General features: G+C 70.2%; 13 protein-coding genes and 3 pseudogenes. 7 read left to right on the forward strand and 9 right to left on the reverse strand.

Translation table 11 applies throughout. The features are described 5' to 3' along the window. Positions 1-168 precede the first annotated feature (168 nt). Positions 169-2,506, reverse strand: a pseudogene (locus ACFXMG_RS00825) (lectin). A gap of 435 nt (positions 2,507-2,941) precedes the next feature. Here ACFXMG_RS00825 and ACFXMG_RS00830 point away from each other — a divergent pair. The 3 genes from ACFXMG_RS00830 to ACFXMG_RS00840 all read left to right on the forward strand — a co-directional run bounded on the left by ACFXMG_RS00830 (position 2,942) and on the right by ACFXMG_RS00840 (position 8,658). Next, positions 2,942-5,797, forward strand: a complete 2,856-nt coding sequence (locus ACFXMG_RS00830; protein WP_383813458.1) for a PQQ-dependent sugar dehydrogenase — start codon at positions 2,942-2,944, stop codon at positions 5,795-5,797. 22 nt (positions 5,798-5,819) lie between these two features. Continuing rightward, a complete protein-coding gene (locus ACFXMG_RS00835; protein WP_383813460.1) occupies positions 5,820-7,574 on the forward strand; it encodes a ThuA domain-containing protein in 1,755 nt (584 codons plus the stop codon). Between the two features lie 205 nt (positions 7,575-7,779). Next, positions 7,780-8,658: a MurR/RpiR family transcriptional regulator gene (locus tag ACFXMG_RS00840; protein ID WP_383813461.1), complete on the forward strand. Its 879-nt coding sequence runs from the start codon at positions 7,780-7,782 to the stop codon at positions 8,656-8,658. A gap of 72 nt (positions 8,659-8,730) precedes the next feature. Here ACFXMG_RS00840 and ACFXMG_RS00845 read toward each other — a convergent pair whose 3' ends face one another. The 5 genes from ACFXMG_RS00845 to ACFXMG_RS00865 form a co-directional block, all read right to left on the reverse strand. Beyond that, a complete protein-coding gene (locus tag ACFXMG_RS00845) occupies positions 8,731-10,020 on the reverse strand; it encodes a cyanophycinase (protein ID WP_383813463.1) in 1,290 nt (429 codons plus the stop codon). A gap of 81 nt (positions 10,021-10,101) precedes the next feature. Then, entirely contained in the window at positions 10,102-11,319 is a 1,218-nt protein-coding gene (locus ACFXMG_RS00850; protein ID WP_383813464.1) for a M20 family metallopeptidase, read from the reverse strand. Beyond that, complete coding sequence (locus ACFXMG_RS00855; protein ID WP_383813944.1) at positions 11,316-12,068, reverse strand: amino acid ABC transporter ATP-binding protein; 753 nt, start codon at positions 12,066-12,068, stop codon at positions 11,316-11,318. Before ACFXMG_RS00855 ends, ACFXMG_RS00850 begins: the two co-directional genes overlap by 4 nt. Positions 12,069-12,076: 8 nt before the next feature. Then, positions 12,077-13,045 (reverse strand): amino acid ABC transporter permease, encoded by a 969-nt coding sequence (locus ACFXMG_RS00860; RefSeq protein ID WP_383813466.1) that lies wholly within the window; start codon positions 13,043-13,045, stop codon positions 12,077-12,079. A gap of 14 nt (positions 13,046-13,059) precedes the next feature. After that, on the reverse strand, positions 13,060-14,013 hold the full coding sequence (locus ACFXMG_RS00865) for an ABC transporter substrate-binding protein (protein ID WP_383813468.1): 954 nt from the start codon (positions 14,011-14,013) through the stop codon (positions 13,060-13,062). Positions 14,014-14,518: 505 nt separating this feature from the next. Between ACFXMG_RS00865 and ACFXMG_RS00870 the strand changes: the two genes are divergently transcribed. After that, on the forward strand, positions 14,519-16,207 hold the full coding sequence (locus ACFXMG_RS00870) for an FG-GAP-like repeat-containing protein (protein ID WP_383813470.1): 1,689 nt from the start codon (positions 14,519-14,521) through the stop codon (positions 16,205-16,207). Positions 16,208-16,280: 73 nt separating this feature from the next. On the opposite strand, the pseudogene ACFXMG_RS00875 reads toward ACFXMG_RS00870, so the two are convergent. After that, a pseudogene (locus ACFXMG_RS00875) lies at positions 16,281-16,691 on the reverse strand (dihydrofolate reductase family protein); the annotation flags it as partial. 187 nt (positions 16,692-16,878) lie between these two features. Here ACFXMG_RS00875 and ACFXMG_RS00880 point away from each other — a divergent pair. Both ACFXMG_RS00880 and ACFXMG_RS00885 read left to right on the forward strand, forming a co-directional pair. Then, positions 16,879-17,241: pseudogene (locus tag ACFXMG_RS00880) on the forward strand (DUF4158 domain-containing protein); the annotation flags it as partial. 719 nt (positions 17,242-17,960) lie between these two features. Then, entirely contained in the window at positions 17,961-20,024 is a 2,064-nt protein-coding gene (locus ACFXMG_RS00885) for a transposase (protein WP_383813472.1), read from the forward strand. 12 nt (positions 20,025-20,036) lie between these two features. On the opposite strand, the gene ACFXMG_RS00890 is transcribed toward ACFXMG_RS00885, so the two are convergent. Both ACFXMG_RS00890 and ACFXMG_RS00895 read right to left on the reverse strand, forming a co-directional pair. Then, on the reverse strand, positions 20,037-20,519 hold the full coding sequence (locus tag ACFXMG_RS00890; protein WP_383813474.1) for a hypothetical protein: 483 nt from the start codon (positions 20,517-20,519) through the stop codon (positions 20,037-20,039). A gap of 83 nt (positions 20,520-20,602) precedes the next feature. Continuing rightward, positions 20,603-21,322, reverse strand: a complete 720-nt coding sequence (locus ACFXMG_RS00895) for a hypothetical protein (protein WP_383813476.1) — start codon at positions 21,320-21,322, stop codon at positions 20,603-20,605. Positions 21,323-21,562: 240 nt separating this feature from the next. On the opposite strand from ACFXMG_RS00895, the gene ACFXMG_RS00900 reads away from it, so the two are divergent. Next, a complete protein-coding gene (locus tag ACFXMG_RS00900; protein WP_383813478.1) occupies positions 21,563-22,240 on the forward strand; it encodes a recombinase family protein in 678 nt (225 codons plus the stop codon). The last annotated feature ends 186 nt before the right edge of the window (positions 22,241-22,426 follow it).

The raw sequence follows: 22,426 nt of genomic DNA on the forward strand, positions 1-22,426 counted from the left end.
TTCCGTCGGGGCAACTAGCTGGGTCTTACGGGGGGTGACCTTTTCCCCCTGGGGCGCACAAGGCCCCCCCGGCCCGGTGTATCCCCCCCGTGTCCCCCCGGGCGGGCCCCACCGCGGGGGCGCCCCACGCCCGGCACTTCACGTCACATCACCTCACGCCACGTCGCGTCAGGGGAGCGCCCATCTCTGGTTCGAGCCGGTGTGGCAGGTCCACAGGTGGACCGGGGTGCCGTCGTTCCAGGTACCCCCCGAGGCATCCAGGCACTTTCCGGAGTGCGGGTTGCGTACCGTGCCGTCGTCCCGCGCCTGCCACTGCTGCGCGTTCGTACCGTTGCACGTCCACAGCTGGACCTTGGTGCCGTCCGCGCTGCCGCCGTTCGACACGTCCAGGCACTTGCCCAGCACCCTCACGGTGCCGTCGCCGGGGACGGTCCACCGCTGGGCGGCCGTGCCGTTGCACGTCCACAGCTGGATCTTCGTGCCGTCCGCCGTCTGCGAGTTGTCGACGTCGAGGCACTTGCCGCCCACGCCCTTCACCTCTCCCGTCCCCGCGCTTCCGCCCGGCAACCGGTTGAGCGTGTACCAGGCTTCGGTGCTCCACAGGGACTCGCCGCTCGCGGAGCTGAAGGGACGGGGCGATCGGACGTGGACGACACGGTCGGCCTTCAGGCCCGGGATCGCGAGAGTGACCGTGCGGCCGTCGCCGGACAGGGTCGCGGACTGGGCGGTGAGGGTCTCCTCGTCGACCTTCGGGCCTCCGTAGTCGGCGGTCGGTACGTACCGCCACTGCTTGATCTTGTACTGCTCGGCGAGGTCGGCGGCGGTCTCCGCCGACAACGGTTGGGTGTACTCGAGCGCGAAGCCGCCGGGAACGGCCCGCATGGCGCGGATGTCGAAGGCATCGGTGCCGTTGGGCGTGAGCTTCTGGAGGCCGTGGGCGAGCTTGCCTTCCTGGCCCCAGTTTCCGCCCGCGCCGAGCCCGCCCGCGTACAGCGCGCCGTCCGGACCGACGCTGATCCGGGTGACACCGGCCTCCAGCCCTTGGGTGAGCCGGAAGACCGCGCCCTGGTACTCCCCTCCGACCTTCTCCAGATGGGCGCGCTGGATTCCGCCGTAGGTGACGTCACCGAACAGCATCTGGCCCGCGAACGGGCCCTCGGTCAACTGGAGCGGGGTGCTGGGTGAGTTGGCGATCTCGTTCTGCGGCAGCCAGAGCACGGGCTTGGTGACGGGCTGGTCGTCGAAGGGGCCGGAGGGATGGGTGTAGTGGTTGAAGAACCGGCCTTGCTTGATGTGCACAAGTTTCGACGAAGGGAGCCAGCCGCCCTGGTTGTCGGTGACGAAGATGTCGCCCTCGGGACCCCAGCCGATGCCGTTGGGAGTGCGCAGCCCTCCGGCGACGTAGGAGACCGCGCCCGTCTCCTTGTCCACCTTGATGGTGGTGCCCCGGTTCGGCGCCGGCTGCGGGTCCGTGGTCGCCCCGCCGTAGTTGATCGAGACGGACAGGTTCAGGTAGAAGAACCCGTCCTTGTAGAGGAGCCCGAAGCCGAACTCGTGGAAGTTGCCGCCGAAGGGCCAGGTGGCAACCCTGCGGTACTGGTCGGTGACCTCGTCGCCGTTCGTGTCGTTCAGCTCGGTCAGCTCGTGCTTCTGGGACACGTAGAGCTTGCCGTCGACGTGTTTGATCCCCATGGGCTCCTTGAGGCCCGAGGCGATCTTCTTGTACGTCACCTTGTCCGGTCCGGTGTTCCCCGTCACGTTCGACAGGAGGTAGACCTCGCCGGCGGTGTTGTTGCTGCCGCCCCAGGTGGTCACGGCCAGACGTCCGTCGGGGAGCCAGTCCATCGCGGAGACCTGGGGCTCGAAGCCGGCGGGCCTCAGGTCGGTGAGGGTGTAGTTGGGGTGGACGCCGGCGAGGGGCAGTCCGTCACCGGGCGAGTCCGTGCCGGCCTCGCACTCCTTGCGTCCCGGCGCCGTCACGCGGACGACGCCGGCGTCCGTGCTGAGGGCCGAGTTCGGGACGACGGTGAAACCGGAGGCGCCGGGCGGCTTCCACGCGAGCGTCAACTGCTCGCCGCCGCCCCGCTCGAAGTGCTCGATGCGCAGGGCATGGTGCCCTGCCGTCAAGCTCACCGCGGCTTCCTTCGGTTCCGGCCCGTGCAGGCCGCCGTGGTCGATCACCGGCTGATCGTCGATCCAGAGGCGTGAGCCGTCGTCGCTGGTGAGGCGGAGCGTGTAGGTGCCCGTCGCCGGTGCGTTCAGGTTGCCGACGACCTGCGTGACGAAGTTGCTGTCCAGGCCGAAGTCGGCCGGCGAGGTCCAGTCGATCAGCGGCATCAGCTTGTCGATGTTGGGCGTCTGGCCCGGCTTCAGGGCGCAGAGGTCGTTGAGCGGCACCTGGACGTCGAAGACCCGGAGGGTGACCCCCGGTTCCTGCGGTGGAAGGGCGGCGGCAGCGGCGTCGTCCGCGGGGGGCCGGAGCCGCCGTGAGGCCGAGGGCGAGCAGGGAGACGAGGAGTGTTCCGGCGAGGCGTCTGGCCGGCCGGCGGGCGTACAGCCGTGGATACACGTGACCTCCTGACGACCCCTCGACAGCGAGGGGTTCGATCGGGCAATCGGGGGGGTCCCACCCCCGCCGGGACGCGCCGTCGTCCCGGCCAAGGGGGCCTGGGCGGGCGGGAGTTCAGTACCTGCGCACCGCCGCGCCGCACACAGTAGGGACTTCCTCCGGCCTCGTCCATGCTTTGTCCCGTACGGGGAAGAAGTGCCGAGAACTTGCGCCCGCCGGGTTACGGAGCCCGACAAAGGGCGCTAGCTTCATTGAAATGTACCGGTCACAAGATGGTGGCCGGTCGCTACGGCGTGACGGCGCGCGCCCGTAGACACACCCGGTGGCCCAGCGAGGCCACCGCCACCCCCCTCTCTCTTCGGGAGACCTTCTGTGCGCACGAGAACGCCCAGACGCAAGCGCCTCCACTTCCTGACCGGGCTGGCCTGTACCGCCGGGTTCCTGCTCCCGGTGTCCCCGGCCGCCGCCTCGCCGCCGCTGCACCACGACCCGGCCCCGGCCCCGGCGGCCGCTCCGGAGTTCCAGCAGGTCACGCTCGCCAAGGGCGTCGCCGAGATGGGCGAGCCCATGACCCTGGCCGTGCTGCCGGACCGCTCCGTGCTGCACACGTCCCGGGACGGCACCGTGCGCCGTACGGACGCCGCGGGCGCGACGAGCGTGGCGGGGAAGGTCGACGTGTACAGCCACGACGAGGAGGGCCTCCAGGGCATCGCCGTGGACCCCGCCTTCTCCTCCAACCGGCACGTCTTCCTCTACTACGCGCCCAAGCTCACCACCCCCGCCGCCGACGCCCCCGGCGACGGCACGGCCGCCGACTTCGCCCCCTTCGACGGGGTCAACCGCCTGTCCCGCTTCGTCCTCAGGACGGACGGCAGCCTGGACCTGGGCAGCGAGAAGCGGATCCTCGACGTCCCCGCCTCACGGGGCATCTGCTGCCACGTCGGCGGCGACCTCGACTTCGACGCCGCCGGCAACCTGTACCTGTCGACCGGCGACGACACCAACCCCTTCGCCTCCGACAGCTACACCCCCATCGACGAACGTCCGTCACGCAACCCCGCGTACGACGCCCAGCGCTCGTCGGGCAACACGAACGACCTGCGCGGCAAGGTCCTGCGGATCAAGGTGGCCGCGGACGGCTCGTACACGATCCCGTCCGGCAACCTCTTCGCACCCGGCACGGCGAAGACCCGCCCCGAGATCTACGCCATGGGCTTCCGCAACCCGTTCCGGATGAGCGTCGACAAGGCCACCGGCATCGTCTACCTGGGCGACTACGGCCCCGACGCCGGCAGCGCCAGCCCCACCCGCGGCCCCGCCGGCCAGGTGGAGTTCAACCGGATCACCAGCGCGGGCAACTACGGCTGGCCGTACTGCACCGGCGACAACGACGCCTACGTCGACTACGACTTCGCCACCGGCGCCTCCGGTTCGGCCTTCAACTGCGCCGCCCCGAAGAACACCTCGCCGAACAACACCGGCCTCACCGACCTGCCGCCCGCCCGGGCCGCCTGGATCCCCTACGACGGCGACTCGGTGCCGGAGTTCGGCGGTGGCTCGGAATCCCCGATGGGCGGGCCGGTCTACCGCTACGACGCCGCGTCCACCTCCGACGTGAAGTTCCCGCAGGAGTTCGACGGCCAGTACTTCGCCGGGGAGTTCGGCCGTCGCTGGATCAGGCGCGTCGCCTCCGACGCCGCGGGCACGGTGCAGTCCATCCACGCGTTCCCCTGGAGCGGTACGCAGGTGATGGACATGGCCTTCGGGCCGGACGGCGCCCTGTACGTCCTCGACTACGGCACCGGCTACTTCAGCGGGGACCAGAACTCCGCCCTGTACCGCATCGAGCACGTCACCGGCGGCCTCGCCCCGACCGCGCAGGCCAGGGCCGGCGTCACCTCCGGCGCGGCGCCGCTGTCCGTCGCCTTCTCCTCGGCCGGCAGCGCCGACCCCGACGGCGACGCGCTCTCCTACGCCTGGACCTTCGGCGACGGCGCCACCTCCACCGCCGCCCACCCCTCCCACACGTACACCGCCAACGGGCAGTACACGGCCACGCTCAAGGTCACGGACGCCACCGGCAAGTCCGCCACGGCCTCGGTCCAGATCACGGTCGGCAACACGGCCCCCACCGTGCGGCTGGAACTCCCGGTGGACGGCCGCGTCTACGACTTCGGCGCCGCGATCCCCTTCAGGGTGACGGTCTCCGACCCCGAGGACGGCACCATCGACTGCTCCAAGGTCAAGATCACCTTCATCGTCGGGCACGACAGTCACGGCCACCCCCAGACCTCGACCACCGGCTGCTCGGGCACCCTACAGACCCTCGCGGACGGCGAGCACGACCCCAACGCCAACATCTTCGGCGTGGTCGACGCCGAGTACACCGACAAGGGCGCGAACGGCCAGCCCGCCCTGACCACCCACGCCCAGCACGTCACCCAGCCCAGCCACCGGCAGGCCGAACACCACGGCGCCTCCTCCGGCGTCCAGGTGGTCACCCACACCCCCGCGCACGGCGGCAAGACCGTCGGCTACATCGACAACGGCGACTGGATCTCCTTCACCCCGTACGCCCTCGACAACGTCACCCGGCTCACCGCACGCGTCTCCTCCGCGGGCTCGGGCGGCACGATCGAGGTGCGCGCCGGCTCCCCCACGGGCACGCTCCTCGGCACCGCGACCGTCCCCGTCACCGGCGGCTGGGAGACCTTCCAGGACGTGACCGCCCCGCTCGCCGGCGGCCCGGCCGGATCGACCACGCTGTACCTCGTCTTCAAGGGTGGCAGCGGCTCCCTCTTCGACGTCGACGAGTTCTCCTTCACCACCTCGGCCGCCGGCGGCTCGACGGCAGGCGAGGTGAAGGGCGTGAACGCCAAGTGCCTGGACGTGGACAACGCGCTGACCGCGGACGGTACGAAGATCCAGCTCTGGACCTGCAACGGCTCCTCCGCCCAGCGGTGGACGCTCGCCGGCGACGGCACGGTGAAGGCCCTGGGCAAGTGCCTGGACGTCTCCGGCGGCGGAACCGCCGACGGAACGAAGATCCAGCTGTGGACCTGCAACGGCACCGGCGCCCAGAAGTGGACACCACAAACCGATGGCACCGTCCGCAACCCCCAGTCCGGCAAGTGCCTCGACGCCTCCGGCGGCACCTGGAACGACGGCACCCCCGTCCACCTCTGGACCTGCCACACCGGACCCAACCAGAAGTGGACCCTTCCGTAGCCCCGAAAGGAGGACGATCCTCATGCGAACCTCTCTGAAAGCGATCCTCGGTCTCTTCGCCGGCGCCACGCTCGCACTGGCTCCGCAGGCCGCGGCCCTGCCCGTGGCGACGGGCGCTTCCGTCACCGCCGCCGAGGCACGTGCGACGGCCGACCCCGCGTACAAGGTCCTCGCCTTCTCCAAGACCGCCGGTTTCCGCCACTCCTCGATCGACGACGGCATCGCGGCCCTGCACGCCCTCGGCGCGGCCAACAACTTCACCGTCGACGCCACGGAAGACGCCCAGGCGTTCACCGGCGGCAACCTCGCCCAGTACCAGGCCGTCGTGTTCCTCTCCACGACGGGCGATGTCCTGGACGGTCCTCAGCAGACCGCCTTCGAGCAGTACATCCAGGACGGCGGCGGATACGTCGGCATCCACGCCGCCGCCGACACCGAGTACGACTGGCCCTTCTACGAAGGTCTGGCCGGCGCTCTCTTCCACTCGCACCCGGCGATCCAGTCCGCCACCGTCGACGTGGAGGACCGCGCCCATGACGCCACGGCCCATCTGGGCGACACGTGGCAGCGCACCGACGAGTGGTACAACTACCGCACCAACCCGCGCACCACCGCCCGTGTCCTCGCCTCGCTCGACGAGTCCAGCTACTCCGGCGGGAACATGGCGGGCGACCACCCGATCGCCTGGTGCAAGGACTACGAGGGCGGCCGCGCCTTCTACACCGGCGGCGGCCACACCGACGCGTCGTACGCCGAGCCCGCCTTCCGCCGCCACGTCCTCGGCGGCATCCGGTGGGCGGCGGGCATGACCGACGCCGACTGCCGGCCCGAGACCGGCTACACCTCCCTGTTCGACGGCTCGTCCACCACCGGCTGGCGGCAGGCCGGCCCCGGTGGGTTCAACCTCGCGGACGGCACGCTCACCTCTCAGGGCGGGCTGGGCATGCTCTGGTACGCGGCCCAGGAGTTCACCGGCGACTACTCCGTCAAGCTCGACTGGAAGGCCGCCGGGGACGACAACTCCGGCGTCTTCCTCGGCTTCCCGGCCTCCGACGACCCCTGGTCCGCGGTGAACAACGGCTACGAGATCCAGATCGACGCCACGGACAGCGCCGACCGCACCACCGGCGCCGTCTACGGCTTCCGGTCCGCCGACGTCGCCGCCCGGGACGCCGCGCTGAACCCGCCGGGCGAGTGGAACACGTACGAACTCCGGGTGACCGGCGAACGGCTGGAGATCTTCCTCAACGGCCGGAAGATCAACGACTTCACCAACACCGACCCCGCCCGCAGCCTGCGCCAGGGCCACGTGGGCCTCCAGAACCACGGCGACGGCGACGAGGTGTCTTTCCGCGACGTCCGGGTCAAGCAGAGCGGCGGCCAGCAGCCCGGCCCCAGGACCGGCGAGGTCAAGGGCGTCAACGGCAAGTGCCTCGACGTGGACAACTCCCAGAGCGCGGACGGTACGAGGATCCAGCTCTGGACCTGCAACGGCACAGCCGCCCAGCGGTGGACGGTCGACGGCGACGGCACGGTGAAGGCCCTGGGCAAGTGCCTGGACGTCTCCGGCGGCGGAACCGCCGACGGCACCAAGATCCAGCTGTGGACCTGCAACGGCACCGGCGCCCAGAAGTGGACACCCCAGGCCGACGGCACCGTCCGCAACCCCCAGTCCGGCAAGTGCCTCGACGCCTCCGGCGGCACCTGGAACGACGGCACCCCCGTCCACCTCTGGACCTGCCACACCGGACCCAACCAGAAGTGGACCCTCCCCTGACCTCCCTCACGAGAAGCGGGTGAACCGTGCCCCGGTGGTCTTCCCCGACCACCGGGGCACAGCCGCGGCCGGAAGATCCTTCGCCGTGGGGCCCCGCCTCCGTAACAGGCGATACATTTGCATCGCACACACGGAGATCTGACACGACAGGTCGACCAGCACCCGGGGTGTTCCGGGCCGGTCGCTCGTCGCAGGGAGGACGTTCATGGGCCCGACGCTGGCCGACGAGATCCGCAGTCGGCTCGGAGACCTGAGCCCGGCCGAGCGGAAGGTCGCGCGGATCCTGCTGGCGGGATACCCCTCCGCGGTCTTCGAGACGGTGGCCACCATCGCCGATCGGGCCGGAGTGTCCGCCCCGACGGTGCTGCGGTGCGCGTCCCGGCTGGGGTACAAGGGATTCCCCGACCTCCAGGCGGCGCTGCGCCAGGAGCTCGACGCGCGCAACGCCTCGCCGATCACGCTGTACGAGACCACCGGCGCCTCGCCTCGGGCGGCGGCCGGGGCCGCGGGGGACTCCGTGGGCCCCCGGCTCGGCCACGACCTGGCACTTCTCCAGCAGGCCGTGGCACAGACCTTCAACGAGGTCGCCCCCCATGAGTTCGAGCAGGCGGTCGACCTCCTGAGCGATCCGCGCCGCCGGGTGCACCTCGCCGGCGGGCGTTTCACCCATCTGCTGGCGGAGTACCTGGGACTGCACCTGACGCACTTCCGGGACCAGGTGAGCGTCCTGCCGGACAAGGACGTGGAACGCACCTCCTTCCTCACCCAGCTCGGCCGTCGGGACGTCACGGTCCTGTTCGACTACCGGCGCTACGAGACGGACAAGACGCTCATCGGCGAACTGGCGCGCGAGCGGGGCGGCAAGGTCATCGTGTTCACGGACCCGTGGCTCTCGCCGGCCGCCGCGCACGCGGACGTCGTCCTCATCACCCAGGTCTCGTCCGATTCCCCGTACGACAGCCTGGCCCCGGCCCTCGCGCTCATCGAGTCGCTCATCGGCGCCGTCCTCGACCGGACCGGGGACGTCGGTCATACGCGGATGAAGGAGGCCGAGCGGATCGCCCGCCGCACCGGCCTCATCTGACTCCCCGGCTCCACGGCTCCACGGCTCCCCGGCTCCGCGGCTCCGCGACTCCACGGTCTCCCTCGCGGTCGGTCAGCGGGAGGCCATGTCGATCCGCAGGTCGACGAGGGTCCGGGGGCTCGTGCCGTCCGTCGTCCAGGCGCGGAAGGCGTCCGTCTTGGTGAAGGTGACGGTGAAGCGCGGGTCGGTCTCGAAGGACCGGGCCTCGGCACCGGCCTGGGCTCGGGTGGCGGCGAGGGCCCGTGCCGTGGTCCGGAAGGAGTACGGCGCTCCGTCGGGGTTCGCGACGGAGAAGAAGACGTCCTCGTTGACCGGCACGCCCGCGGTTCCGGAGGCACGCAGGCGGCGCTTGTCGGAGGACGGGTGGGTCGACCAGGTCCGTGGGGTGTAGCGGTCCTTGTCCGTGAGGTAGGTGTAGCGGGCGCCGCGCAGGTTCCAGCCGGCCGCGCCGGTGTGGGTACGGGCGCCGCGGAGGTCGAGGACCGCGACGCCGTGGGGGCCCAGGACGTGCATCCGCTCGCGTCGGCCGCCGGGGTCTTCGACGACGAGGGCGGTGTTCTCCTCCAGGGCGTAGACACGGTCGTGCCCAGTGTCGGCGGCGAGGCGGTAGGCCCGGCCCTCCCGCCCGTACGCCCCCGTGTGCGTGTCGATCAGTCCGGAGGTGAGGAAACCGAAGCCTCCCCGCGGGATGTACCCGAGGCGGGTCGGGTCGTCGAAGTACCCCGGGGCGCTGCCGTCCCGCAGCCCCTCGTAGGACTCGCCGCCGCTGACCATGTCGGGGCCCGCGACGATCTGCGCGCCCGCCGAGGAGCCGGAGACGACGGCTCCCCGCGCGAGCTTGGCCCGTATGGCGGCGAGCACCTTCGAGTCCTTGTGCCGCTCGCCGCGCAGCAGGGTGGTGACGTAGCGGTACTGGTCCCCGCCGCCGAAGAAGAAGCCGGTCATGGAATCGACCTGGGCGACGACGGCGTCGGAGTCCGCGTCGGCGACGTGGTCGATGTCGAGCGGGATCCACTCGGCCTTCGCCGCGCCGTGCCGCTCGAACAGAGCGGCGTAGTAGGCGCCGTTGCAGGCGGAGTTCGAGCACCGTTCCGGGTCGTCGGCGTCCGGGTCCTGGCTCTCGGGCACGGACGCGGCGGTGATGACGCCGATACGGGCCTCCGGTCCGCCGGCTCGCCGGATGATCTCTCCGTAGATCTCGGTGTTGTTCTCGTTCAGGGCCCCGCCGATCAGCACGAGTGATCCCCCGCCGGGGCGGGCTTGCCCTCGCTCGGCATGGGCGACGGGCGCCGCCCCGAGGAGGGCGACGGCGAGGCCGCAGGCGACGGCGGTGCGGCGGGCGGGACGGGGTGGTACGCGCATGGTGCCTCCATGAGGAATCGGATGATCGGGGTTCGTACGTCCACCCGGCGCGGAGCTCTGCCGCCGCTCCATGGCAGGGGGTCAGACGCCAGCCGCGTCCCCGAGCGAGGCGATGAGGCCGGCGAGCACGGCGACGCGCTGGGGGATCGTGCGGGTGTCGAGCCACTCCTGGGGCGTGTGGTCGGCGCCTCCGACCGGGCCCAGTCCGTCGAGGACGGGGACGCCCATGCCCGCGATCAGGTTGGCGTCGCCCACTCCGCCGGTCGCCGCGGCGCCGAGGTCGATCCCGGCCGCGCGGGCCACGCGCCGGGTGCGGTCGAGCATGCGCCGGGAGGCGGGCGTGTCCTCCATGGGAGGGCAGAGGTCGAGCTGTTCGACGTCGACCGTGACACCGGGGACGCCGGTACGGTCGGCGGCCTCGTGGATGGCCCGGGTGACGCGCTGGACGTCGGCCGTGGTGGCGGCGCGGACCTCGACCCTGAGTTCCGCCTCGGGGCAGACGATGTTGGCCCGGGTTCCGGCCCTGACGACGCCGACGTTGACGGTGACGTCGTCCCAGTGGCCGTTGAGCGCCTGGAGCGCGACGGTCAGATGGGCGGCGGCGAGGGCCGCGTTCGCCCCGCGTTCCGGTTCGATGCCGGCGTGGGCGGCCCGGCCGGTGACGGTGAGAAGGAAGTCCGCGACACCCTTCCGGGCGATCACCAGGTCGCCGTTCTCCCGGGCGCATTCGAGGCCGAGACCGAAGTGCACGTCCTGGGCGGTGCGTTCGATGAGCGTACGGCTGGCGGGCGAGCCGATCTCCTCGTCGGGGGTGGCGAGGAACACCAGCTCGTCGTAGGCGTCGATGCCGAGCTCACCGAGGATCTCCAGGGCGGTGAGACCGGCGAGCAGACCTCCCTTGTCATCGCTGACACCGGGGCCGTACGCCATGAAGCCAGCGACGCGAAAGGGGCGTTCGGCGGCGGTGCCGTCCTCGAAGACCGTGTCCATGTGGCCGGCGAGGAGGATCCTGCGGCCTCCCTCGGACTCGCGCAGGCTGCCTCGTCGGCGGCCGACGAGCGCGTCCCCGGACCGGTGTCCGTCCGGGGCGGGCGGGAGACGGAGGCGTTCGACTTCGAAGCCGAGCGACTTCAGCCGGCACGCGACCCAGTCGGCGACCGTGTTGACTCCGTCGGCGCTGTAGGAGCCGGAGTCGATGGAGACGAGATGTTCCAGGTCGCGCAGGTAGCGGCTCCGGCGGTCGCGGGCCAGGTCGAGGAGACCGGGGACGAGGCCGGGCCGGCCGGTGGCGGCGCTCACAGGACCTTGGACAGGAACGCGCGGGTGCGCTCCTGCTCCGGCTCGACGAGCACGCGGCGGGGGTCCCCGGCCTCGACGACGACGCCCTCGTCCATGAAGACGGCGGTGTCGCCGACCTCTCGGGCGAAGCCGATCTCATGGGTGACGACGACCATGGTCATGCCGTCGGCCGCGAGCTGCCGCATCACGTCGAGGACGTCCCCGACGAGCTCGGGGTCCAGGGCCGAGGTCGGCTCGTCGAAGAGCATGAGCTTGGGCTTCATGGCGAGCGCGCGGGCGATCGCCACGCGCTGCTGCTGGCCGCCGGACAGCTGGGCGGGGTAGTGCTGGGCACGGTCGCCCAGACCGACGCGTCCGAGCAGGATGTGGGCCTGCTCGCGGGCCTCGCTCCTGGGGACCGATCCGACCTTGACGGGGGCTTCCATGACGTTCTCGACGGCGGTCATGTGCGGGAAGAGGTTGAACCGCTGGAAGACCATGCCGATGTCCCGTCGGCGGTCCGCGACCTCGCGTTCGCGCAGTTCGTGGAGCTTGTTGCCGTGCTGCCGGTACCCGACGAGTTCTCCGTCGACCGTCAGCTTCCCGCCGTCCACCTTCTCCAGGTGGTTGATACAGCGCAGGAAGGTGGACTTTCCGGACCCGGAGGGCCCCAGCAGACAGCACACCTGACCGCGCTCCACGGTGAGGTCGATGCCCTTGAGGACCTCCAGCCTGCCGAAGTGCTTGCGGACGCCTTCGGCACGCACCATCGGAGTGCTCATCGGCTCTGCTCCTTGCTGTTCTTGCCGATCCGCTCCATGGTGCCGCCGAGCATCCGCCGGAACGGGGACACGTGCCCGGCGCGGGTGGTGCCGCGTCCGTAGCGCCGTTCCAGCCACGCCTGGGGCACGCTGAGCAGCGTGACGAGGGCCAGGTACCAGATGCTGGCGACCACCAGCATGGGGATGACCTGGTAGTTCTGGGCATACACGTCCTGGATGTTCGACATCAGGTCGTGCGCGGAGATCACCGAGACGAGCGCGGTCATCTTGAGCATGTTGATGGTCTCGTTGCCCATCGGCGGGATGATCACCCGCATCGCCTGGGGCAGCACGATCCGGCGCATCGTGAGCCCCGGACGCATCCCGAGCGAGTGCGCGGCCTCGGCCTGCCCGAGGTCGACGGACTGGATGCCGGCGCGGACGATCTCGGAGGCGTAGGCGGCCTCGTTGAGCCCCAGGGCCAGCAGGGCCGCGACGGCCGGGGTCAGCAGCGCGTTCGTCTCGGCCTGGAAGAAGGTGATCTCCGTGAAGGGGACGCCGATCTTCACGTACTGGTAGAGGGCCGCCGCGTAGCCCCAGAAGATGATCTGGACCAGCAGCGGGGTGCCGCGGAAGACCCAGACGAAGGCGTTCGCCATGCCGTACAGGACGGGGCTGGAGGAGAGCCTCATGACGGCGATCAGCGTGCCGAGCGCCAGGCCGAGGAACATCGCCGCCGCGGTCAGCCAGAGTGTGGTGGCGAGGCCGTCGAAGATGAGGCCGGCGAAGAGGTAGTCGCCGACGACGTCCCAGTGGAGGTTGTCGTTCTTGGCGAGGGAGCCGACCAGGCCGACGAGAGCCAGGCCGGACGCCACGGCGGCGATCCAGCGCCCGTAGTGGCGTACGGGTACGACCTCCAGGTCCTGGACGTCGGCGGGGCGGCGCGTGATCACCACCTCGGGAGGGATCTCAGTACTGCGGTCCATCTCCATCTCCATCTCTAGTCCACCGCCGCGTTCTTGGTCGCCTCCTTGACGGCGATCGACGCGACGCCGTACTTGCCGTACACCGCCACCACCGTCCCGTCGTCGATCAGCGCCTGAAGGGCCTTCTGGATCGCGTCCGTCAGTTCCGGCAGCTTCTTGCTGACCGCGATGCCGTTCGGGGAGGCGTTGTAGCCGCCCGGCGCGGCCGGGTCCTCGACGAGGTCGAACACCTTGCCGTCGTCCGCGGTCTTGGCGACCCAGCCGGCGGCGGGCTTGGTCAGGACCTGGGCGACGACCTTGCCCGAACGCAGAGCGAGCTGGGCGTCGGAGTCCTTGGGGAAGGTCTGTATGTCGATCTTCCCCGCACCCGCCTTCTCACAGGCACCCTGATGGGTCTTCAGCAGATCGAGCTGGTTGGTCGCGGTCTGGACGGCGACCTTCTGTCCACACAGGTCGTCGAGCGTGCTCACCTGGGAGGGGTTGCCCTCGGCGACCAGGATCCCGGACCCGGACTGCGAGTAGTCGACGAAGTCGACGACCCGCTGCCGTTCCTTGTTGTCGGTGATGGCCGACATGGCGACGTCGAACTTGCCCGCCTGGATGGCGGGGACGATGCCGTCGAACTTCTGCGGCGTGAAGACGAAGTTCACCCCGAGCTTCGCACCCAGGGCCTGCCCGAGGTCGTAGTCCAGCCCGGTCAGGGCAGTCTCCCCCTCCTTCACGAACATCTCGAAGGGAGGGTAGGGAACGTCGGTGGCGACGCGGACCTTGCCCGCCTTCCTGATCTCCTCCGGCAGGAGATCGTGCAGCTTCTGGTCCTTCACGACCTCGACACCGGCGACAGAGACCTCGCCGACCGGCTCGGGCTCGGACGAGGCGCCGTCACCGCCTCCACAAGCGGCCATGGACAGAACCGCGACGGCCGTCACGGCGGCCACCGAAGCACGGCGGGCGGTAGGTGCGTTCATGCGGGTGGTACCTCTCAGAGAACGATTCGCCGACGGATCCTGAGGCCGCCAGCCACATGAGGGAAGTTACAGATAGAAGATTCTCCTGACTAGATGTACTTGCTATTACGTTCGCGCATCGGCTCAGCTGGCGGCGGGCAAGGCACCTTTGTCCGCCCTAAACGGGATCAATTCGCCGCACGGAGGGGACTGGAGACAGATGTGGCGTTACATCCTTCGGACTTGGCCGCCAACTTGTAGCTAATGCTACGAGCCGGGCGAAGGCGGCGTCACGAGCACCGAGGCTCTCGCCGCCCCTGCGAGGTACGTCAGCTTCAGATGAGCGAACCCATGCACGGCAGGCTCAGTGCGGGAGCATCCCGGCGCGAGCGGGCAGCGGTCGTCGAGGACCTGGTAGTACGAATTCCCTGGCGGCGTACAACCCTTCGACCGGGCGGACGGTCGTACTCCGCGGGCGACGTCACCGACCGCGTCCGACGACATCCGTTCCTTCTGGGGGATCAACTTGACCCGCACCACCCGCATCCGGGGGCGCCGTCGCGCTCTCGGGGCCGCCCTGGCCGTCCTCGCCTCCTCCGCCGCGCTCACCGCGGTCACGACGGCACCGGCTCAGGCCGCCGGGGTCGTACCGAAGCCCCGCGTGGTCTTCACCGAGTACAAGGACATCGCCGGCATCCGCCACAGCACCATCGTCACGGTCAATGCCGACGGCACCGACCGGCGCACCCTCCTGCCCACCGGCCCGGGCCTGACCAGGGCCGAGATCAGTGGCGTCACGTACTCGCCCGACGGCCTGCGCATAGCCTTCATCAACAACGCCGGCTACGGCGACATCTGGGTCGCCGACGCCGACGGCCGCAACGCGCGCCCCGTCCGCATGGACATCGACGAGCCCGACGGCTGGCTCACCGGCCTCGACTGGACTCCCGACGGCAAGCAGCTCTACCTGAGCTTCAGGTCCAAGCCGGGCCACGACCGCCTGCGCATCATGCGGGTCAACCTCGACGGCAGCGGCCTCGGTTACGTCTTCGCAGCCCCCGAGCGGACCTGGGACACCCAGGTCGACGTGGCCTGGGACGGACGCATCTCCTTCCTGCGCGGCAGCTCGGTCCACATCTGGGACCCGCGCGTGGGCGGTGCCCCGAAGCCCATCACTTACGGCCTGCACCCGACGTTCTCACCGAACGGCGAGCGGATCACCTTCTCCGCCTTCGTCGACGGCGCGTACGACGTCCGCGCCCGCGTCCTGAGCAGCGGCAGCGAGTACTCCCTGTCCAAGGGCAGGAACGTCATGTTCCCCGAGTGGTCCCCGGACGGCTCCCAGGTCGCGTACATCTCCGGCGGCACGGAGCAGCAGGCGACGGTCAGCAGCGCGACCGCTCCCGGCAGCACCCCCAAGATCCTCTCGGCCCCCGACACCACCGCCTCCGACCTCTCCTGGGTCACCCCGCGCGGATGGAACCCCCACGGCACCTTCCGCCGCGACTACAACGGCGACGGCCGCGGGGACGTGCTGGCCCTGGACGGCGCGGGCGTCCTGTGGCGCTACGACGGCGACGGCAAGGGCGCCCTCAAGGCCCGCGTGAGGATCGGCTGGGGCTGGAAGGGCTACCGCCTCACCGCCGCCGGCGACCTCAACGCCGACGGCCGCCCCGACGCGCTCGCCCAGGACACCGCCGGCGGCCTCTGGCGCCTCGACGGGACAGCGGACGGCCGCTTCGCGGCGAAGGTGAAGATCGGCACCGGCTGGAAGGACCTCAAGCTCACCGGCGTGGGCGACCTGACGGGCGACGGCTTCGGTGACGTCCTGGCCACCGACCCCTCGGGGGCCCTCTGGCAGTACGCGGGCAACGGCCGCGGCGGCCTCCAGAGCCGCCAGAAGACCGGCCACGGTTATACCGGCTACCGTCTGACGGGCATCGGCGCGGTCACGGCGGGCGGCTACCAGAGCTACCTCGGCCAGACCCCGGCCGGGGAGCTCTACCGCTACGAGCGCGGCGGCCGGTCCAGGATCGGCCAGGGCTGGAAGGCTCTGCACCTGACGGGTGCGGGCGACCTGTCGGGAGACGGCGTACCCGACATCCTCGCCACCGACACCGCCGGCACCCTGTGGCGCTACGACGGCGACGGCAAGGGCGCCCTCAAGACCCCCGTGAAGATCGGCTGGGGCTGGAAGAGCGTCACCACGTTCTGATCCGGCCCGTCGGGATCGGCTGCGGCCCGCCCCCTCCTCCCTGTCTCCGGGGGGGGGCGGGATGTCTCGGGTTTCAGGCGTGCAGGGTGGGCCGGTAGTTGAGCTCTTGGATGCGGCCGTCGAGCGTCCGGTGCTCGATCAGTTCGAGGTCGAAGTCGGCTGCACCTCCGAAGATCGGTTCACGTCCGGTCTGACCGGTGATGACAGGGAAGAGCGTCACCTGGACGCGGTCGACCAGGCCGGCGGCCATCAGCGCCCGGTTCATCGACAGGCTGCCGTGCGAGCGCAGCGGTACAGCCGGCTCCTCCTTGAGCCGGGCGACGATGTCGACGGCATCGCCGTGCACGACGTTCGCAGCCGGCCAGTCGAGGGGTTCTTCGAGCGTGGACGACATCACCGTTGCCGGCAGGTTCGTCATCCGCGCGAACGCTCGGTAGGTGTGGGCCCCGAAGACCATCCGCTGCTCCTCGCCGTACAGGGGCATGACCCAGATACGGCAGAAACCCGCCACGAGATGATCTTGAGTTGTTGAGCGCCTTGCCCCGTCACCCGTGCGGCCCACTGTCGTTGGTGGTGATGTTGGCTTCTGTCAGGGGCGGGGTGGGTTGTGACCTCGATCGAAGACCGCGTATCCGCGGTTCAAGCGGCTGATCACCGCGCATGAGCTGCATCTGTTCTTCGCGCCGAGCCGTGACGAGGTCGAGTGGGCAGCGGCCCGGACCGACTGCGACAAGCACCTCCTGACCCACCTGCTCGCGCTGAAGTCGTACCAGCGGATGGGGTGCTTCCCGAAGCTGGATGAGATCCCGGAGACGGTGGTCGACTTCGTCCGCCGCGCGGCGGACCTGCCGGAGGGCACGGTGCCGAGGGCCGCGAACCGTACGGCGGAACGGCAGCGCACCGCCGTACGGCAGCGGACGGGCTTGTCGTACGACAAGGCGAAGGCCCGGAAGATCGCCGAGGTGGTGATGCGGAGCGAGGCCGTGTCGAAGAACCGCCCGGCCGATCTCATCAACATCGCGCTGGAGAAGGTCGTCGAGGCCGGGCTGGAGCTGCCGGGCTTCACCACGCTGGACGCGCTCGCGGCGAAGGTCCGCACCGAGGTGAACGCCGCGATCTGCATGGGCGTCTACGACCAGCTCAGCGAGGCCCACCGCGAGCGGCTGCTGGCGCTGCTGTCGGAGAAGGACACCTCCGGCACCACGAAGTTCAATCGGCTGAAGCAGTCGGCGAAGGCCCCGACGTGGTCGCACTTCCGTGCCCAGGCCGAGCACCTGGGGTGGGTGGACGAGCTGGGCGAGACCGGGGTGTGGCTGGCCGGCGTCGCCTCGGGGAAGATCACGGACTTCGCCGGTGAGGCGGACTCAGTGGACGCGCCGGGGTTGCGGGACTTCAGCCTGGTGAAGCGGCTCGCGCTGCTGGTGTGCCTGGTCCACAAGGCGCGGATGCGGGCCCGGGACGACCTGACGACGATGTTCTGCAAGCGGATCGCGTTGCAGGTCAAGCGGGCCAAGGCGGAGCTGGAGGAGATCCGGGAGCGGCAGCAGGCCATCGTAGAGGCGTTGATCGGGAACTACCGTACGGTGCTCCAGCACATCGACGCCGACAGCCCCGTCCAGGCCGCCCGGGAGAAGGCGGCGGCGCTGACCGCCGAGGTCCTGGCGGCGTCCGGGAACTCGACCGGGACGCCGCGCCTGACACCGTCGCGGCCCGGCTCGGCGAGGGGCTCGCATTCGCGCTGCACACCATGGCGATGGCCCTGCGCGTGCAGGCCGGCGCCCTGGGAGTGCCCGCGGCGGCGGTGGACGACTTCGGCGGGTTCGAGGGCCAGTACGAGCAGATCGAGAAGGTCGCAGCCCACCACGGCAACTATTGGGAGGTGCTGCTGTACGGGCATCTGCTCAAGGACCGCTCCACGATGTACGACCTGACCAGCCGCGTGGAGCTGCGGGCAACCTCCGAGGACAACCGCGTCCTGGACGCGCTCGCGCACGCCCGCCGGTACAAGACCTCCCGCGACTACATCCCGGAGCGGCACGAGGACGGCCGCCCGGTCGACATCTCCTTCGCCACGCTGAACTGGCAGAAGGCCGTACGGGACAAGAACCGGCCCGGCGTCTTCGTGCGCAAGCACTTCGAGGCGATGGTGTTCGCCGCGCTCGCTGAGGAACTGCGCACTGGCGACGTCGCGGTGGCCGGGTCGGAGGAGTACGCCGACTGGAGTGAGCAACTCCTGCCGTGGGAGGACGTCGAGGCGAAGCTGGGCGACTACCTGGTGGAGGTCGGTCTCGCCGAGCCCGGCGACGAGACGCCGTACGACGCGGTCGCCTTCCGCCGGCAGCTGGAAGACAAGCTCACAGCGGCCGCCGCGGCGGCAGACGCCGGATACCCGGACAACGAGGGCCTGGTCATCGACCCTGAGACCGGCATCCCCTCCCTCAAGGCCCACCGCTCCGAGGGCCAGCGGGCCTCGGCGAAGGTCCTGGAGCAGGAGATCAAGGCCCGGATGCCGGAGCGCTCCCTGCTCGGGATCATCTCCCGCACGGCGTACTGGGTGGAGTGGTGGCACCGCTTCGGCCCCGCGTCCGGCAACGAGCCGAAGCTGAAGGATCCCTTCGGCCGGTACGTGATCACCACCTTCGTGAAGGGCACGAACATGGGCCCCTACGAGGCTGCCCGGCACATCCCTGGCGTGAGCGGGCACGAGCTGTCGCTGGCCGCGAACCGGCACTTCTCCATCCCCACGCTGAACGAGGCGATCGCCGACCTGGTCAACGCGCACGCTCGCCTGGACATCTCGCAGGCGTGGGGCGACGGCTCCGCGGTCGCCGCGGACGGCACCCACATGGACACCTACCTCAACAACCTGCTTTCCGAGACGTCCGTGCGGTACGGCAAGCCGGGCGGCATCGCCTACCACCACATCTCCGACACGTACATCGCGCTGTTCACGGACTTCATCCCGTGCGGGGTGTGGGAGGCCGTCTACATCATCGAGGGTCTGCTGAAGAACACGTCCGAGGTGAAGCCGACCACGGTGCACGCGGATACGCAGGGCCAGTCGTTCCCTGTCTTCGCGCTCGCCCACCTGCTGGGCTTCGACCTGATGCCCAGGATCCGGAACTGGAAGGATCTGACCTTCTATCGGCCCACGAAGCGGACCGAGTACGTGCACATCGACGCCCTGTTCGGGGAGAGCGGCCGCAACGTCATCGACTTCGACCTGATCGAGTCCCAGTTCCGGCACCTGATGCGGGTGGCCGTCTCGGTGCGCGAGGGCGCCATCTCCTCCACGCTGCTACTGCGGCGTCTGCGGGCCGGCTCGCGCAAGAACGCCACCTACACCGCGTTCCGCGAGGTCGGCCGTGTCATCCGCACCGTCCAGCTGCTGCGCTACCTCTCGGACGCCCCGCTGCGCCGGCGGGTGACCGCCGCGACGCACAAGGTCGAGGCGTTCAACGGCTTCTCCCAGTGGATCGGCTTCGGCAACGGCGGCGTCATCACCGACAACGACCCCGTCGAGCAGGAGAAGACCGCGAAATTCAACGCGCTGCTCACGAACGCAGTGATCTTCCACAGCGCCCTGGACATCGCCGAGATCGTGCGCCAGCTCCAGGAGGAGGGCCACGCCATCGACCCCGAGGACCTGGCCCACATCTCCCCGTACCTGACCGAGCACGTCCGCCGCTTCGGCGAGTACTCCACCCATGAGCTCGGCGTCGTGCCCGAGGCGTACGACCCGCACCTGGACGTCGATTTCAGCCCGCTGCGCGGTGACGCCCCGCCCGCGCCGGACGGCTACGGCCAGGCGGCGTGACCTCTGCTCGGATCACGTCGTCTTGTCGGGCACAGTCAGCGTGACGGGGCACAGCAGGGCGTATGTCTGGCCTCGGTCCTGGGCGGCCGGGATGTCGGCCGGGTGCGCGATGTCCCCGGCGAGGGCGATGAACACCTTGTGGCGGCGGGCCAGGCGCCGCCACGTCTTCGAGCTGTTCAGGGCGCCCGTGTAGAAGGCGACGCCTCCGGGGCCGGTCACGGTGAACAGGTCGCCGGGTACGTCCAGGACGGCCGACCAGCCGGCGGCGGGTTCAGCCCAGGCGGCGAAGTCGTCGAACTTCGCCCAGCCGCCGGTGGCCAGGCCGTGCAGGTGCGGGTCGGGCCCGCGTCCGCCTCCCGGCTCGAACGTCTCGATGCGGTGCGTGGTGGTGAACACCACCTGGGCACGGCTGAGGTGGTCGACGCTCCACGCCTGCATGTCCATCGGGACCGGCGGCCCGGACAGGTCGATGCTGTACATGGTCTGCGGGTCCACGCCCGTCCCTTCGGTTCCGGCCCATACCGGTTGGCGGGCTCTACGGAGTACAACGACCGGGTCCGGACTCGGTGCCGGATCGGCTACGCGGTGCCCTCGATCTCAGCCCGCAGCTGAGCGGCCAGAGCGCGGGCCTCCTCCGCCTGGGCGGCGGCTTCGGGACGGCCCTCCTCGATGGCAATCCGGTCGAACAGGGCCGCCTTGCGCTCGGTCAGCCGGAGGCGGGCCACTGGGTCCGGGCGCTTGTACATGTCCCGGTGCAGGTACTTGAGGCCGTCGAGGAGCTGGCTCATCTCGTCGAGAAGGGAGAGCGTGGGCAGGCCGCCGGTGACCGCGTGCTCGCCCTGGCCCCGCTCCTGCGCCCACGCGTCGAGGCTCCGCCCGGCGTTCACCGGCGCGTAGGCCGCCGAGTGCAGACGCGGGTAGTTGCTGCGGTCCTGACCGGGCGGGACCGGGTGGAACGGGGTATGCAGGTCGTCCTTCCACGCCTGCTCGATCTCGCGGTACCGCTCGTGAGCGGACTGCCGCTTGATATCCATCTGTTCGCCGATCGCCTCCCAGCTCGTGCCCTTCGCCCGCTCGTAAATCACGGCACGGTTCACCACCTGCTGGGCCTGCCGCACCAGTTCGAGCGCGGCAGCAACCTCCTCGCCGGGCTCGGCGTACTCGTCGCTGCCGGTCGGCACGCCGGCCGCAGCAGCATCGGCGAGCTCCCGCAGTTCGTGCGAGAGGACGAGACGGGCGAGAGCCTTCGGGCTGTACGCGTACCGCTCGGTGTCGGGGTCGTGCTCAGCATTCGTCATGCCGTCAGGCTAAGCCTGACAATCGAGGGATGTCAGGTAGAACCTGACAGGGTCGAGTGGTGGCTCTTTCGGGGCCACCTGTCGGCAAACGATCGTTTGACGACAGGCAGGCGGCGCGTCCAATGAACCCGTGCAATCCGAGGGTTCGCGGCGGCGCGAATCCAATCAGATCCGATGGTGATTGCTGACAGGGTTTGACGACAGATAGGGTCCGATCCTCCGTACGCAAGGGGCCTATCGGTGGCGAACCTGGTCTACAAGCGGGTCTCGACCGACCAGCAGTCGACCGCCCGGCAGAACCTCGTCCTGGACGAGGCCGGGATCGAGGGCCCCGTCGTCTTCGAGGAAGACCCGGGCACCTCCAGCCGTCTCCATCCCCTCCAGCGCCCGAAGTTCCGCGCGCTCCTCGACTACGCACGGCCCGGGGACACCGTGCACATCTCCGAGATGTTCCGCCTCGTACGCGGTACCGGACACATCCTCGACGTGCTCGACGTCCTCCACCGCGACCGCCTCGCCCTGCGTATCCATGACGGCGCGTTCTCCGCGATGGACCTTACCGCCCGCCACCCGCGCACCGGCGAACTGCTGTCCACCGTGAAGTTCATGGTGCAGACCCTCGCCGCCGCCGGCGAACTCCAACGCGATCTCCAGCGGGAGCTGACGTACGACGGACTGCGCGCCGCCGAGGCCAAGGGCGCGAAAGGCGGGCGCCGCCCCGCCGTGGTGGCCACGAAGACCGGTGACGTACGCACCGTGTACCTGGAAGGCCGCTCCATCACCGCCCTCGCCCGCGACCACGGCGTCAGCCGCGGCGCGATCCGCACCGCCGTCGCCGACCTCCTGCCCGACCACACCGCCCCCAAGGAGGACGCCACCGCCCCGGAGCTGCCGGTCACCCTCGATATGCCGGGCTAGGTCGCCGACTACCTCCGCACCACCGAGCTGGAGCCCGCCGAGCGCGCCGCGCTCGACCAGGGGGCGACCGTACGGCGCGGCCAGGGCTACACCCTGCGCGTCAGTGCCACCCCATCCGTGCACCGCGGACTCCTCGCCCGCTGCCAGCCCCTCGACGGCGCCCAGGGTGCCCCGATCGTCCCGGCA

Source organism: Streptomyces sp. NPDC059201, assembly GCF_042754585.1.
Classification (GTDB): Bacteria; Actinomycetota; Actinomycetes; order Streptomycetales; family Streptomycetaceae; genus Streptomyces.

Excerpts from the sequence above, each read along its gene's own strand:
- ACFXMG_RS00835 (WP_383813460.1), top strand. The coding sequence starts at position 5,820 with ATGCGAACCTCTCTGAAAGCGATCCTCGGTCTCTTCGCCGGCGCCACG.
- ACFXMG_RS00840 (WP_383813461.1), top strand. The coding sequence starts at position 7,780 with ATGGGCCCGACGCTGGCCGACGAGATCCGCAGTCGGCTCGGAGACCTG.
- ACFXMG_RS00845 (WP_383813463.1), bottom strand. The coding sequence starts at position 10,020 with ATGCGCGTACCACCCCGTCCCGCCCGCCGCACCGCCGTCGCCTGCGGC.
- ACFXMG_RS00855 (WP_383813944.1), bottom strand. The coding sequence starts at position 12,068 with ATGGTGCGTGCCGAAGGCGTCCGCAAGCACTTCGGCAGGCTGGAGGTC.
- ACFXMG_RS00860 (WP_383813466.1), bottom strand. The coding sequence starts at position 13,045 with ATGGACCGCAGTACTGAGATCCCTCCCGAGGTGGTGATCACGCGCCGC.
- ACFXMG_RS00865 (WP_383813468.1), bottom strand. The coding sequence starts at position 14,013 with ATGAACGCACCTACCGCCCGCCGTGCTTCGGTGGCCGCCGTGACGGCC.
- ACFXMG_RS00885 (WP_383813472.1), top strand. The coding sequence starts at position 17,961 with ATGGCCCTGCGCGTGCAGGCCGGCGCCCTGGGAGTGCCCGCGGCGGCG.
- ACFXMG_RS00895 (WP_383813476.1), bottom strand. The coding sequence starts at position 21,322 with ATGACGAATGCTGAGCACGACCCCGACACCGAGCGGTACGCGTACAGC.